General features: G+C 74.8%; 13 protein-coding genes. 7 read left to right on the top strand and 6 right to left on the bottom strand.

What is annotated here, in order from left to right:
• Window positions 1-32 precede the first annotated feature (32 nt).
• Window positions 33-518 carry a hypothetical protein gene (locus tag CHF16_RS22230; protein WP_089328027.1) on the bottom strand — a complete coding sequence of 162 codons (486 nt, stop codon included), beginning with the start codon at window positions 516-518 and terminating at the stop codon, window positions 33-35.
• 242 nt (window positions 519-760) lie between these two features.
• On the opposite strand from CHF16_RS22230, the gene CHF16_RS22235 reads away from it, so the two are divergent.
• The 5 genes from CHF16_RS22235 to CHF16_RS22255 all read left to right on the top strand — a co-directional run bounded on the left by CHF16_RS22235 (window position 761) and on the right by CHF16_RS22255 (window position 5,424).
• On the top strand, window positions 761-1,462 hold the full coding sequence (locus CHF16_RS22235) for a hypothetical protein (protein WP_179271647.1): 702 nt from the start codon (window positions 761-763) through the stop codon (window positions 1,460-1,462).
• Window positions 1,463-1,468: 6 nt separating this feature from the next.
• Window positions 1,469-2,056, top strand: a complete 588-nt coding sequence (locus CHF16_RS22240; protein WP_143228088.1) for a hypothetical protein — start codon at window positions 1,469-1,471, stop codon at window positions 2,054-2,056.
• A gap of 127 nt (window positions 2,057-2,183) precedes the next feature.
• Complete coding sequence (locus CHF16_RS22245) at window positions 2,184-3,593, top strand: aldehyde dehydrogenase family protein (protein ID WP_245869009.1); 1,410 nt, start codon at window positions 2,184-2,186, stop codon at window positions 3,591-3,593.
• A gap of 193 nt (window positions 3,594-3,786) precedes the next feature.
• On the top strand, window positions 3,787-4,536 hold the full coding sequence (locus tag CHF16_RS22250) for a hypothetical protein (RefSeq protein ID WP_089328029.1): 750 nt from the start codon (window positions 3,787-3,789) through the stop codon (window positions 4,534-4,536).
• 36 nt (window positions 4,537-4,572) lie between these two features.
• Window positions 4,573-5,424 (top strand): helix-turn-helix domain-containing protein, encoded by an 852-nt coding sequence (locus CHF16_RS22255; RefSeq protein ID WP_089328030.1) that lies wholly within the window; start codon window positions 4,573-4,575, stop codon window positions 5,422-5,424.
• A gap of 44 nt (window positions 5,425-5,468) precedes the next feature.
• Here CHF16_RS22255 and CHF16_RS22260 read toward each other — a convergent pair whose 3' ends face one another.
• From CHF16_RS22260 to CHF16_RS22270, 3 genes are read right to left on the bottom strand one after another with little or no spacing between them, the layout of a single operon-like run.
• A complete protein-coding gene (locus CHF16_RS22260) occupies window positions 5,469-5,798 on the bottom strand; it encodes a DMT family transporter (protein ID WP_089328031.1) in 330 nt (109 codons plus the stop codon).
• Window positions 5,798-6,712 (bottom strand): LLM class flavin-dependent oxidoreductase, encoded by a 915-nt coding sequence (locus CHF16_RS22265; RefSeq protein ID WP_218826779.1) that lies wholly within the window; start codon window positions 6,710-6,712, stop codon window positions 5,798-5,800. Before CHF16_RS22265 ends, CHF16_RS22260 begins: the two co-directional genes overlap by 1 nt.
• A gap of 26 nt (window positions 6,713-6,738) precedes the next feature.
• On the bottom strand, window positions 6,739-7,872 hold the full coding sequence (locus tag CHF16_RS22270; protein ID WP_089328032.1) for a helix-turn-helix domain-containing protein: 1,134 nt from the start codon (window positions 7,870-7,872) through the stop codon (window positions 6,739-6,741).
• A gap of 127 nt (window positions 7,873-7,999) precedes the next feature.
• On the opposite strand from CHF16_RS22270, the gene CHF16_RS22275 reads away from it, so the two are divergent.
• Window positions 8,000-8,794, top strand: coding sequence for a class II aldolase/adducin family protein (locus CHF16_RS22275; RefSeq protein ID WP_179271649.1), 795 nt, complete (start codon window positions 8,000-8,002; stop codon window positions 8,792-8,794).
• 49 nt (window positions 8,795-8,843) lie between these two features.
• Here CHF16_RS22275 and CHF16_RS22280 read toward each other — a convergent pair whose 3' ends face one another.
• Together CHF16_RS22280 and CHF16_RS22285 are read right to left on the bottom strand one after the other, a co-directional pair.
• The gene (locus CHF16_RS22280; RefSeq protein WP_089328033.1) at window positions 8,844-10,322 is read right to left on the bottom strand and encodes an ATP-binding protein; all 1,479 of its coding nucleotides are present in this window, start codon (window positions 10,320-10,322) and stop codon (window positions 8,844-8,846) included.
• Window positions 10,319-11,965 (bottom strand): FAD-dependent oxidoreductase, encoded by a 1,647-nt coding sequence (locus tag CHF16_RS22285; protein WP_089328034.1) that lies wholly within the window; start codon window positions 11,963-11,965, stop codon window positions 10,319-10,321. Before CHF16_RS22285 ends, CHF16_RS22280 begins: the two co-directional genes overlap by 4 nt.
• A 129-nt stretch (window positions 11,966-12,094) precedes the next feature.
• On the opposite strand from CHF16_RS22285, the gene CHF16_RS22290 reads away from it, so the two are divergent.
• Window positions 12,095-13,150, top strand: a complete 1,056-nt coding sequence (locus CHF16_RS22290) for a Gfo/Idh/MocA family oxidoreductase (protein WP_089328035.1) — start codon at window positions 12,095-12,097, stop codon at window positions 13,148-13,150.
• The last annotated feature ends 28 nt before the right edge of the window (window positions 13,151-13,178 follow it).

A 13,178-nucleotide genomic window follows, 5' to 3' on the forward strand; every position in this document is an offset into this window, starting at 1 on the left:
TGTCCCCGCCGCGTCCCGGGCGGGCGGCCGCCTCAGCGGACGCGGCCGCCGCGCTCCATCGACTGGTAGAAGTCGATGTCGGCGGCGTCGTCGTCGCGTTCGGAGCTCCAGCGGCGCGGCGCCCACGACGGCATCAGCAGCGCGAGGCCCATCATCGCGTACAGGCCGGAGCCGAGCAGCATGCGCAGCCCGGCGTCCAGGTCCCCCGCCGGCGGCACCCGGCCGGGCAGGTCGAGGACGGCGCCGGGGTCCACCAGGAAGTAGCCGGACAGGCCGAGCAGCGCGAGCGCCGGCACCAGCGAGACCAGCGGCGACGCCCAGCGCGCGACGATGATCACGCCCATCACCAGCCCGACGGCGGCCAGCAGGGCGAACGCTCCGTAGATGCGGGTGCGGTCGGTGATCTCCTGCCCGGTGCCGTCGAAGGACCGGCCGGCCTGGACGTAGCCCCAGGCCGCGCCGTACAGCAGCGCCGGGGTCAGCAGGACGCCGAGGACGAAGCCGAACGCGTGGCGCACCGCGCATCACATCCATTCACGCGCGCCCGCCCGCCGGGCGCGCAGGTATCCGGTAGCGCCCCCAATCACAACATGCGAGTCGGGCATAGCGCAGTAAATCAACTCAGATGACCTTGTCCGGGACCGCCCCTGGCGAGGCCCGCACCCGGTCGGAGCGGATGACCGTTTCTTGGTGGTTCGTTTTGAACGCCATTGATAGGGCATCGCGGTTCCATCCTGTCCGACGCACGCTGGAGGAGACCATGTCGACCGCGATATGGGTCGTCATCGCCGTAATCGCCGTCGCCGCCGTCGTGGCCGCGGTTCACCTGGCCCGCACCAGGTCCCGGACGCGGCGGCTCAAGGGGCGGTTCGGCCCCGAGTACGACCGGGCCGTGCGGGACGCGGGCGGCCGCTCGGCGGCCGAACGGGAGCTGCTCTCCCGCGAGCGGCGCCACGAGGAGCTGGAGCTGCGGGAGCTGGACCCGGGCAAGCGCGAGCAGTACCACGAGCAGTGGGTCCGCGTTCAGGAGCGGTTCGTCGACACGCCGGCCGCGGCGGTCGAGCAGGCCGACGGGCTCGTCACGATCGTGATGGGCGAGCGCGGCTACCCCACGCAGGGGTTCGAGGACAAGGCCGCCCACCTGTCCGTGGAGCACGGCCGCACGCTGGAGCACTACCGGCGGGCCCACGCGATCAGCGGCAAGGCCGCGTCCAACGAGGCGTCCACCGAGGACCTGCGGCAGGCCATGGTCCACTACCGCGCCCTGTTCGAGGAGCTCCTCGCCGCGCCCGGCCACGGCCGGACCGGCCACGCACCCGCCGACCACGCACGGGACGGGCACGCAGCCGACCACGAGCGGACCGGTCACGAGCGGACCGGCCACGAGCGGGTGGGCCGGCACGCCGCCGGCGGCCCCGCGCCCGAGGCGCAGACCCCCACCACCCGGACCCCGAGGAGCTGACCCCCGATGAAGCACATGCGGCACGATGGACGGGCCCCGGCCCAGGGCGGGTCCGGCGACACCCGCGTCGCCGGTACCGCACCGGAGACCCCCGTGACGGACGCACCGCAACCGGTGCCCGACACCTCCCCCGACCCGATGCCGGCCCTGGCCCCCGAACCCCCGGCGGCCTCCGGCCCGACGGCGCCCCCCGAGCCCACCGAGTCATCCGAGTCAGCCGAGCTCACCGGCCCGACCGACCCCACCGGCACGGCCGCGCCCACCGACCAGGCCGCACCCGCCGACCAGGCCGCACCCACCGCGGCCTCCGGGCCCGCCGCGGGCACGGAGAGGCTGTTCGACCCGGCCGAGGCCGAGCGGTTCCGGGAGCGCTGGCACGAGGTGCAGTCCGCGTTCGTCGACGACCCGGGCGGCGCGGTCCGCCGGGCGGACGAGCTGGCCGCCGAGGCCGCCGAGGCCCTCGGCCGCGCGCTCGCCGCGCGCCGCCGGTCGCTGTCGGACGGCCTGGACGGCGGCGCGGGCGCCGACACCGAGCGCCTCAGGCTGGCGCTGCGCGGCTACCGGGACCTGCTGGACCGCGTCTGCGCCGGGTGACGGCGCGCGGTCCGCGACCCCGCGGTGCCCGCCCCGGACGCGGTCCGGGGCGGGCACGTCTCGTCAGACGGGCGTCGAGGGTGAATACTGAATCTCGTTCGGTAACCCCCTGAGCGGAGGATCAACGGTGTCCGAGACCTTCTCGATGACCATCGACGGCGCGGCGGCCGACGCGCCCGGCACCTTCGGGGTGATCAATCCGGCGACCGGCGAGGTGGCCGAGCAGGCGCCCGACGCCTCCCGGGAGCAGCTCGACGCGGCGATGGCCGCGGCGCAGGCGGCCTACGCGGACTGGCGCCGCGACGAGGCCGCGCGGCGCAAGGCGCTGCAGGCGGCGGCCGACGTCCTGTTCGCCCGGTCCGAGGAGATCGGGCGCATCCTCACCCTGGAGCAGGGCAAGCCGCTCGCCGACGGGACCATGGAGGTCGTCGGCGCCGGGGTGTGGCTGAAGTACTTCGCCGACCTGGAGCTGCCCCGCGAGGTCATCCAGGACGACGACAACGCGCTGGTCGAGGTCGTCCGCCGCCCGATGGGCGTCGTCGCGGCGATCACCCCGTGGAACTTCCCGCTGCTGCTCGCGGTGTGGAAGATCGCCCCGGCGCTGCTCGCGGGCAACACGATGGTCCTCAAGCCGTCCCCGTTCACCCCGCTGTCCAGCCTGAAGCTCGGCGAGGTGCTGCGGGACGTGCTGCCGCCCGGCGTGCTGAACGTCGTCACCGGCGGCGACGACCTCGGCGCCTGGATGACCTCGCACGACGTCCCGCGCAAGATCAGCTTCACCGGCAGCGTGGCGACCGGCAAGCGCGTCGCCGCGGCCGCGGCCCCCGACCTCAAGCGCGTCACGCTGGAGCTCGGCGGCAACGACCCGGCGATCCTGCTGGACGACGCCGACCCGGCCGCGGTCGCCGACCGGCTGTTCGGCGCGGCGTTCCAGAACAACGGCCAGGTCTGCTCGGCGATCAAGCGCGTGTACGTGCCGGAGGCGCTCTACGGCGACGTGGTGGACGCCCTCGCCGAGCGGGCGAGGTCCGCCAAGGTCGGCAACGGCATGGACGAGGGCGTCCAGTACGGGCCGGTCAACAACAAGCCGCAGTACGAGCGGGTGTCGGAGCTGGTCGCCGACGCGCTCGCGGGCGGCGCCCGCGCCGCCGCCGGCGGAAAGCCGATCGACGGCCCCGGCTACTTCTTCGAGCCGACGATCCTCGCCGACGTCTCCGACGGCACCCGGATCGTGGACGAGGAGCAGTTCGGCCCCGCGCTGCCCATCGTGAAGTACACCGACCTGGAGGACGCGCTCGCCCGCGCCAACGGCACCCACTTCGGGCTGTCGGGTTCGGTGTGGGGCACCGACACCGACCGCGCCGCCGAGGTCGCCGGGCGGCTGGAGTGCGGCACCGCGTGGGTCAACACGCACCTGGCGCTCTCCCCCAGCCAGCCGTTCGGCGGGTTCAAGTGGAGCGGCGTCGGCGTCGAGAACGGGCCGTGGGGCCTGTACGGCTTCACCGAGCTGCAGGTGATCCACCGCTCTAAGCTCTGAGCGGGACCGACGGGTACGGGCCCGGCGCCGGACGCCGGGCCCGTACCCGTCTCCGCCGCGTAGTGCATGAGCGGAAAGTCACGACTTCGAGTCCGGAAAGTGACATGGCCACTACTAGCGGTCGGCGTCCGGAATGGCACACTTTTTTGTGCGGGGGCCGTGGAGTAGGCACCGCGACCTGTGAGGGAGCCGCATGCACACCTGGGACGTCATGCGCCAGGACGATCTCGGCAACACCTTCCGGGTGGCCGCCCACGACTCGCGCATCGCGGCGCTCGCGCAGGTCCTGGTGCTGGAGAGCGGCGTCCCGCACAAGCAGTCGTACTGGGTGGAGGGGCCGGCCGAGCCCGCCGTCCGCACCAACCGCGACCTGTACCTGGTCTTCCTGCACCTCGGCCAGGAGGCCCGCGCGGCGTCCTGGTCGCTGTCGGCGTTCCTGCGCTCGCTGTGGAAGGTCGGCGCTCCGCTGAGTGACCGGTCCCGGCTGGAGCCCGACGACGTCGCGGCGATGTTCGCCGCCGCGTCCACCACCCCGCCCGCCGACTTCGACCCCGCCTGGACGGGCAAGGACCTCTCGCTCCCCGGCCCCGAGCCGGACGGGTACGCCGACTGGGAGCGGGTCCTGCTGTCGCAGATCGCCGACCTGGAGGACTTCCTCGCCCACCCGCCGGGGCCGCGGGCCCGGTTCGGCGCCGACGCGCCCCGGCCGCCGGGCTCGGGCGCCCGCGCCACCCCGGCCCGCTGGTACAACTTCGACCCGGCGACGTACCTGGAGTGCGCGGTCGCGGGCAGCCTCGGCGGCTGGGACGCCGCCGACGGCGCCCGGGTGCCGCTGCCGCCCCGTCCCGGGGAGCCCCCGGCCCGCTCCTACGTCCGCCCGATCACGACCATGACCTGGGGCGACCTCGCGCGGATCGCGGTGTGCGGCCAGATGTACGAGTAGGCGGTTCCGTCGGCCCCGCGTGGTAGGACTGGGAGCATGGCGGACAGACCGGTCACGGTCACCGACAGGGGCGGCTGGTTCCTGGCGCAGGGGCGCCCCCACCCGGCGCTGCGCCCGTTCCTGCGCTCCTACGACGGCTACTGGGAGACGCTCACCGTCCCGACCCGGATGCGGACGCTGCCCACCCGCACCACCGTCGTGATCCTCAACCTCGGCCCGCCGCTGCACCTGGCGGTTCCCGACCCCGGCGTCGGCGACCGCGCGTACGGGTCGTTCGTGGCCGGCATGCACGACGGGCACGGCATGTACCTCAGCCCCGGCGGCCAGCGCGGCATCCAGCTCGACGTGACCCCGCTCGGCGCCTACTCGCTGCTCGGCGTCCCGATGGCCCGCCTCACCAACGCCGCCGTGGAGCTGCCCGACCTGCTCGGCGGCGAGGCGCGGGTGCTGGTCGAGCGCCTCGCCGAGGCGCCGTCCTGGGCCGCCCGCTTCGACCTGCTCGACGGCTTCCTGCTGCGCCGCCTCGACGCCGGGCCCGTCCCCGACCCCGAGGTGGCCCGGGCGTGGCGGCTGCTGGACGGCGGCGCCGAAGTCACGGTCGGCGGCCTCGCCGCCGACGTCGGCTGGAGCCGCAAGCACCTCACCCACCGGTTCCGCGAGCAGGTGGGGCTGCCGCCCAAGGTGATGGCGCGGGTGCTGCGGTTCCGGCGCGCCGTCGAGCTGCTGACCGGCGGCGCCGGGCCCGCCGCCGCCGCGGCCGCCGCCGGCTACTACGACCAGGCGCACCTCAACCGCGAGTTCCGCGCCCTGTCGGGCTGCACGCCCACCGAGCTGATCGGCGGCCAGCTGGAGCAGCAGCGCGTCACCACCCTCGCCGAGCCCGCCTGACCCGGCGCGCGGACCGGGCCTGAGGGGACGCGCCGGGAGCGGCCTCAGCCCTGATGAACCCCGCCGCCGAGGTTCATCACGACGACCCCGATCACGATGATCACCGCGCCGGCGACCGTGAGCGGCTTGAGCTGCTCGCCGAACAGCAGCACGCCGCCCGCGAACGCGCCGATCGTCCCGAGCGCGGACCAGATCGCGTACACCGGGCCCACGTTCAGCGACGTCAGCGCCTTGGCCATGAAGGCGAACGAGACCAGGTACCCGCCCACCACGATCAGCGACGGCCACAGCCGCGTGAACCCCTCGGACGCCCGCATCGCCAGCGTGGCCGTCACCTCGAACGCGATCGCGAACGCCAGCAGCACGAACGGCATCAGCCGGCCCCGCCGGGCTCGGCCGTCCCGTACCCGGCGGCCCCGTACCCGGCGGCCCCGTACTCGGCGGCGATGGCCTCGAACACCTTCATGTCGGCGTCGAACGGGCTCCCCGGGCGCGGCCAGTGCAGCGCGATCTCGGTGATGCCCAGCTCCGCGTACCGCCCCGCGAGGTCGGCGAACGCGCCGGGCGACTCCAGCCACGGCTCCCCGGAGAACCCCGTCAGGAGGACGAGGTCGTCGAGCTCGCGCCCCTCCTCGGCGCAGGCGGCCTCCAGCGCGGCGAGCCGGGTCCGGACGACCTCCTGCGGCTTCCTGCCCTCGGCGTGGCCGCTGGTCACCCAGCCCGTGCCGTACCGGGCGGCGAGCCGCATCCCGCGCGGCCCGTCCCCCGCGATGAGGAACGGCACCCGGGGGCGCTGGACGCAGCCGGGCTCCTCCACGACCTCCCGCGCGCTGTAGTACGTCCCCTCGAAGGTCGTCCGCGGCTCGGCCAGCAGCCGGTCGAGCAGCTCCACCCATTCGGCGAACCGGGACGCGCGCTCGCCCGGCGACCACTCCGGCCCGCCGAGGACGCCCGCGTCGCTGGTGCGGCGCGTCCCGCCCGACCCGATCCCGACCGTCAGCCGGCCCCCGCTCACATGGTCGATCGTCTTGATCGCGTGCGCGGTGGGGACGGGATGCCGGAAGTTCGGCGAGGTCACCAGCGTGCCGATCCGCACCCGGGAGGTGACCGCGGCCGCCGCCGCCAGCGTCGTGTACGCGTCGTACCAGGGCGTCGTCCCCCGCCAGGCCAGGTGGTCGTACACCCAGGCGTGCCGGAACCCGAGGTCCTCGGCCCGCCGCCACAGCTCCCCCGCCTCCGGCCACGACCGCATGGGCCACAGCACGGCGCCGATCTTCGGTGCGTTCACCCGTGTCTCCGTTTCTCCTCGCTCCATCATGGTCTTGCATCGGCGAGCCAGCGGTGCAGGGCCCACCACCGGTTCGCGGTCCGCGCCACCGCGGCCCCGCCCGCCGGGTCCGGCAGCGGCCGCCCGGTCAGCTCCTGGAAGCGGCGGATCCGGTACTTCACCGTGTTGCCGTGGACGTGCAGCGCCGCCGCCGTCGGCTCGATCCGGCCGCCGTGGTCGAGGTAGGCCAGCGCCGTCTCGGCCAGCTCCCGGTGGAACGGCTCGCGGGGGTCCAGCCCGGACAGCAGCGCGGCGGCGAGCAGCCCGCCGAGCTCCGGCTCCGCCGCGGTGGCGGTGAGCAGCGCCAGGTCCACCAGCTCCCGCGTCCCGGTGAGCCCCGCGGCGGCGCCCGCCCGCAGCGCGCGGCGCCCGAGCCGGTACATCGGCGCGACCCCGGCGGGCCGGGCGGGCGGCGCGGCCACCAGCAGCGGCCCGGACGGCGCCGGGTCCGGCAGGCGCGGGACCAGCGCGGCGAACCGGCCGTCCACGAGCCCGCACAGGCCGGGCGCCGCCGCGGTCAGCTCCTCCTCCAGCCGCGCCGCCACCTCCGGGTCGCTCACGTCCGACACCACGCAGTGGTAGGCCGCGGCGGGGTCGAGCGGCGCGCGGACCGCCACCGGCTCGCCGTGCAGCAGCCGCCGGAGCATCTGGATCCGGGCCTCCCGCGCGGTACGGGCCGTCTCCAGCTCGGCGACCCGGTGCGCCTGCACCATCCGGTGGACGAGCGCCGCGGTGATCTCGTCGATGCGGGTCACCCCGTCCAGCAGCTCGGCGTCGGGCACGCCGCTCCGGCGGCCCCCGGCGACGACCGCCCGGACGAGGTGCGCGCGGGCCGCCTGGAAGCCGTCCAGGAACGCCTCGACCGGCACCCCCTGCCGGGCCCGGTCCGAGCCGAGCCGCGCCGCCGCCGCGAGCACCTCCTCGCTCGGGCCGCCGTCCCGCAGCGCGGACACGACGCCGCGCACGAGCGCGCGGGTGTGCCGCCGGGTCTCCTCCTCGGGCAGCGCCGCCACCAGCTCGGACCGGCCGCGGGCGGCGCGCACCGTCGCCTCCAGCAGCGCCGGGTCGTCGCCGTGGTCGGTCAGCAACCGGAGGAACCGGTCGCCCGCGCCGCTCTGCATCCCGACATTCTGCGCCACCGTTGTCCCGCCCGGACAACCGGCCCCGCGGTGATTGGGCGCCGCCGGTCTAGCCGCACCGCCACCGCATGGTGTTCGGTGGGGGCAGGCGAACCCGGAGGAGGCCCCCATGTCCGACGAGGACGAGTTCCTGGAGAAGCTGCCGACCGACCTGATCTTCCGGCTGCCGCCCTCGTTCGACGACGTCGCGGACGAGCGCCGGCACCGCAAGGAGCGCCTCGCCGCCGCGCTGCGCATATTCGGCAAGTTCGGGTTCGAGGAGGGCGTGGCCGGCCACATCACCGCCCGCGACCCCGAGCACACCGACCACTTCTGGGTCAACCCGTTCGGCATGTCGTTCAAGCACATCAAGGTCAGCGACCTGATCCTGGTGAACCACCAGGGCAAGGTCGTCGAGGGCCGCTACCCGGTGAACGAGGCCGCGTTCGCGATCCACTCGCAGGTGCACCAGGCCCGCCCGGACGTCGTCGCCGCCGCGCACAGCCACTCCACCTACGGCCGCGCGCTGTCCGCGCTCGGCCAGAAGCTGGAGCCGATCACGCAGGACGTGTGCGCGTTCTACCAGGACCACGGCCTCTTCGACGACTACACCGGCGTTGTCACCGACCTGGAGGAGGGCAAGCGCATCGCCGCCGCCCTCGGCGGGCACAAGGCCGTCATCCTGCGCAACCACGGGCTGCTCACCGTCGGCGACACCGTGGACGCCGCCGCCTGGTGGTTCATCACGATGGAGCGCTCCTGCCAGGTGCAGCTCCTCGCCAAGGCCGCCGGGCAGGTCGTCCCCATCGAGCACGACAACGCCGTCCTCACCCACGAGCAGATCGGCAACGACCTGGTCGGCTGGATCAACTACCAGCCGCTCTACGACCAGATCACCCGCGAGCAGCCCGACCTGTTCGAGTAGCCGTACGGGCGGCCGGTTCGGGCGGCCGGTTCGGGCGGCCCCGCCCGGCCTACCCCGCCGGGCCGCCGCCCGCCCCGTCGCCCGAGCCCTCGCCGGGACCGTCGCCGGCGTGCTCGGCGGCGGACTCGGTGAGCGGGAGGAACACCTGGAAGCGGGTGTCGCCCGGCAGGTACGACGCCACCTTGATGTCGCCGCCGTGCCGGTCGGCGACGATGCGCCAGGAGATGTCGAGGCCGAGACCGGTGCCCTGCCCGACCGGCTTGGTGGTGAAGAACGGCGTGAAGATCCGGTCGACGTCCTCCTCCGGGATGCCCGTCCCGGTGTCGCCGATCTCGACGAGCGCCTGGTCGTTCACCCGCGCGGTCCGGATGGTCAGCGTCCCCGCGCCGCCCATCGCGTAGAGCGAGTTCACGATCAGGTTCGTCCAGACCTGGTTCAGCTCCGCCGCGTACACCGGCACGGGCGGCAGCCCCGGGTCGTAGTCGATCTTCACGGTCACGTCCGGGCCGATCTTGCGCTTGAGCATGGTGAGCGTGCTGTCCAGCAGCTCGCGCAGGTCGGCCCGCCCGTAGGGGGCGCGGTCGAGCTGGGAGTACTGGCGCGCCGAGTCCAGCAGCGCGGTGATGCGGCCCATCGCCTCGGAGATCTCCGCCTGCAGCTGCGTCACCTCCAGCACCTCGGCGAGCCAGCGCATCGCCGCCGGCAGGTGCCCGCCGGCCGCCTGCTCGACCTCCTCGGCCTGCTCGGTCCCGACCCCGGCGGCGACGAGGCCCGGCGCGAGTTCCCACGCGTCCGGGACGCCGCGCTCCTCCAGCCAGTCGCCCAGCTCGTCCTCGGCGTCGCTGACCTCCAGGGGGCTGCGCCGGCCGCCGGGCGGCGCCGCGGGCAGCGACGGGCGCAGCGACACCAGAGCGCTGAGGTGCTTGCAGTCGACGCCCTGCGCGGCGAGGTCGGCGAGGCCGCGCTGCGCGCCGAGCAGCCGCTCGCCGAGTTCCGCGCTGGCCCGCGCCGCGGCCGCGGCCGGGTTGTTCAGCTCGTGGGTCAGCCCCGCCGTGAGCGTGCCGAGCGCGGTGAGCCGCTCGCGCTGGTCGACGATCCGCCGCGCGTTGGTCATCCCGAAGAAGATGCCCTCCAGCAGGTGCGTGGCCATCGGGAACCACTTGCGGACGGCCTTGGCGAACTTCAGCGCCGGCAGCACGAACACCCGCGCGGGCCGCCCCGCCCGCAGCGAGTGCTGGTACTTCTGCTCGATCTTGTGCCCCAGGTACGCCTGGACGGCGCCGCCGTAGGTGCCGGGGCGGTCGGTCCGGCTGACCTCGACGGCGTGCCCCCGCACCGTCTGGGTCATCACCATCTCGCCGTCCAGCAGCACGTACAGGAACTCGGCGGGGTCGCCCTGCGCGCAGATGACGCCCTCGGCCGGGTACTCGGCGACCGTCCCGCACAGCGACAGCCAGTCGAGCTTCTCGTCGTCGAGGGCCTCGAAGAGGAACAGCGTCCGCAGCTCCTCCGGTGATGCCGTCCTCATGCCTGCTCCAAATAGCGGTGAACCAGAGCGACGGCCATAGCGCCGTCGCCCACGGCGGAGGCGACGCGCTTCATCGACTCCGAGCGCACATCGCCCGCGGCGAACACCCCGGGGACGCTCGTCTCCAGGTGGTAGGGCTGCCGGGCCAGCGGCCACCCGGCGGGGCGGCGCCCCCCGGTGACGAGGTCGGGGCCGGTCAGGACGTAGCCGCGCGCGTCGCGCTCGACGAACCCGTCCAGCCAGTCGGTGCCCGGCTCCGCACCGATGAACACGAACAGCCAGTGCGCGTCGATGGTCTTCTTCCCCGCCGCCGAGGCGAACGTGAGCCGCTCCAGGCGGTCGGCGCCCTCCGCCGCGCACACCGTCTTGCCGGTGTGCACCTCGATGTTCGGCGTCGCCGCGATCTGCTCGATCAGGTAGTGCGACATCGACTTCTCCAGGCCGTCCGCCCGGACGATCACGTGCACCTTCCTGGCGTACTTCGCCAGGTACACCGCCGCCTGCCCGGCGGAGTTGGCGCCGCCGACGACGGCGACCTCCTCGTCCGCGCACGACGGCGCCTCGGTGAGCGCGGCGCCGTAGAACACGCCGCGCCCGACGAAGTCGTCCACGCCCTCGGCGTTGAGGCGCCGGTAGGACACGCCGCTGGCGAGGATGACGGCGTGCGCGGCGATCTCCGTCCCGTCCGACAGCCGCGCCACCCGCGCGGTGCCGCGCGACTCCAGCGCGACGACCTCGCCCGCCTGCAGCAGCTCGGCGCCGAACCGGTCGGCCTGCCGGCGGGCGCGGTCGGTGAGCTGCGCCCCGCTCACCCCGTCGGGGAAGCCCAGGTAGTTCTCGATGCGGGAGCTCTGCCCGGCCTGGCCGCCGAGGGCGCGCCGCTCCACCACGACCGTCCGCAGCCCCTCGGACGCCCCGTACACGGCCGCGCCGAGCCCGGACGGCCCGCCGCCCACGACGATCAGGTCGTAGAACCCGGTGGACGGGGTGCTCGGCACCCCGGCCGCGGCGGCCAGCTCGGCGTCGGACGGCGCCGACAGCGCCGTGCCGTCCGCGGTCACCACCAGCGGCAGCTCCGGCGACCCGGCGGCCGCGACCAGCTCGGCGCCCTCCGGGTCGGTGTCCATCACCCAGCTGTAGGGGACCTGGAGGCGGGCGAGGAGCTCGCGGACCTCGTAGCAGCGCGACGACCAGCGGTGCCCGACCACCCGCAGCTCGGCCGGCGGGCGGCGGTCGAGGCGGGCCCACGCGTCCAGCTGCTCGTCGATCACCGGGTAGAACTTCTCCTCCGGCGGGTTCCACGGCTTCAGCATGTAGTGGTCGAGGTCGACGTCGTTGATCGCGCGGATCGCCGCGTCGGTGTCGGCGTAGGCGGTCAGCAGGACGCGGCGCGCGAACGGGAACAGGTCCATTGCGTGCTCGAGGAACTCCACGCCGTCCATGCCGGGCATCCGGTAGTCGGCCAGGAGCACGGCCGTGTCGTCGCCGCGCAGGCGCAGCTCCGACAGCGCGTCCAGGGCCTGCGGCCCCGACTCGGCGCGCACGATCCGGTACGCCTCGGCGTACCTGCGGCGCAGGTCGCGCGCCACCGCCCGGGACACGCCCGGATCGTCGTCGACGGTCAGCAGCACTGGCTTGGGCAACGTCTCCCCCTCGATCCGGCACGATCCCGGACGAAAGCCTACGTCTCAACTACCCCCTGCCCGCGCACGCGGCCCGCGACACGACCCCCGCCGCCCGGCCGCCGGGGCCGCATCGGTCATGATCGGGGCATGGACCTGCGAGTTGCGCTCATCGGATACGGCACCGGCGGCGCGGTGTTCCACGCCCCGCTGATCTCCGCGGTGCAGGGACTGCGGCTCGCCGCCGTCGTGACCGGCTCCCCCGAGCGGCGCCGGGCGGTGCGGGAGCGGTACCCGGAGGCGGAGGTCCTGGACGGCGCGGACCGGCTGTGGAGCACCTCGGGCGAGTACGACCTGGTCGTGGTCGCCGCGCCGAACCGGCAGCACGTGCCGCTGGCCCGGACGGCGCTGACCGCGGGCGTCCCGGTCGTGGTGGACAAGCCGGTCGCGGCCTCGGCGGCCGACGCCCGGTCCCTGGCCGCGCTGAGCGCCGTCCGCGGCGTGCCGGTCTTCCCGTTCCACAACCGCCGGTGGGACGGCGACTACGCCACCGTGGCCCGGCTGGCCGAGTCCGGGGCGCTCGGCCGCGTCCAGCGGTTCGAGTCCCGCTTCGAGCGCTGGCGGCCCGAGGTGCGCGAGAGCTGGAAGGAGAGCACCGACCCCCGCGACGCGGGCGGCATCCTGTTCGACCTCGGCTCCCACCTCATCGACCAGGCGGTCGTGCTGTTCGGGCGCCCCGCCCGCGTCTACGCCGAGATCGACACCCGCCGCCCCGGCGCCACCGCCCCCGACGACGTGTTCGTCGCCCTGGCCCATCCCGGCGGCGTCCGCTCGCACCTGTGGATGAGCGCGACCGCCGCCCAGCTCGGCCCCCGCTTCCGGGTGCTGGGGAGCCGGGCGTCCTACACGGTCTCCGGCATGGACCCGCAGGAGGAGCAGCTGCGCGAGGGCCTCACCCCGAAGGACCCCGGCTACGGCATCGCCGACCCCGACTCCCGCGGCCTGCTCGGCGTGCCCGGCGACGCGTCCCCGGAACCGACCGCGCCCGGCGCCTACCAGGAGTTCTACGCGGGCGTCGTCCGCGCCCTGCGCGACGGTGCGCCGCCCCCCACCACGCTCGCGGACGCGATCACGGGCCTGGAGGTCATCGAGGCCGCCGCCCGCTCCGCCCGCGAGGCGGCCGTCGTCGCCCTCGACCCCCAGTAGCGCGGCGCCCTCGCCGGCGCGGGCGCGG

The organism is Actinomadura meyerae, assembly GCF_900188445.1.
In the GTDB taxonomy this organism is placed as follows: Bacteria; Actinomycetota; Actinomycetes; order Streptosporangiales; family Streptosporangiaceae; genus Spirillospora; species Spirillospora meyerae.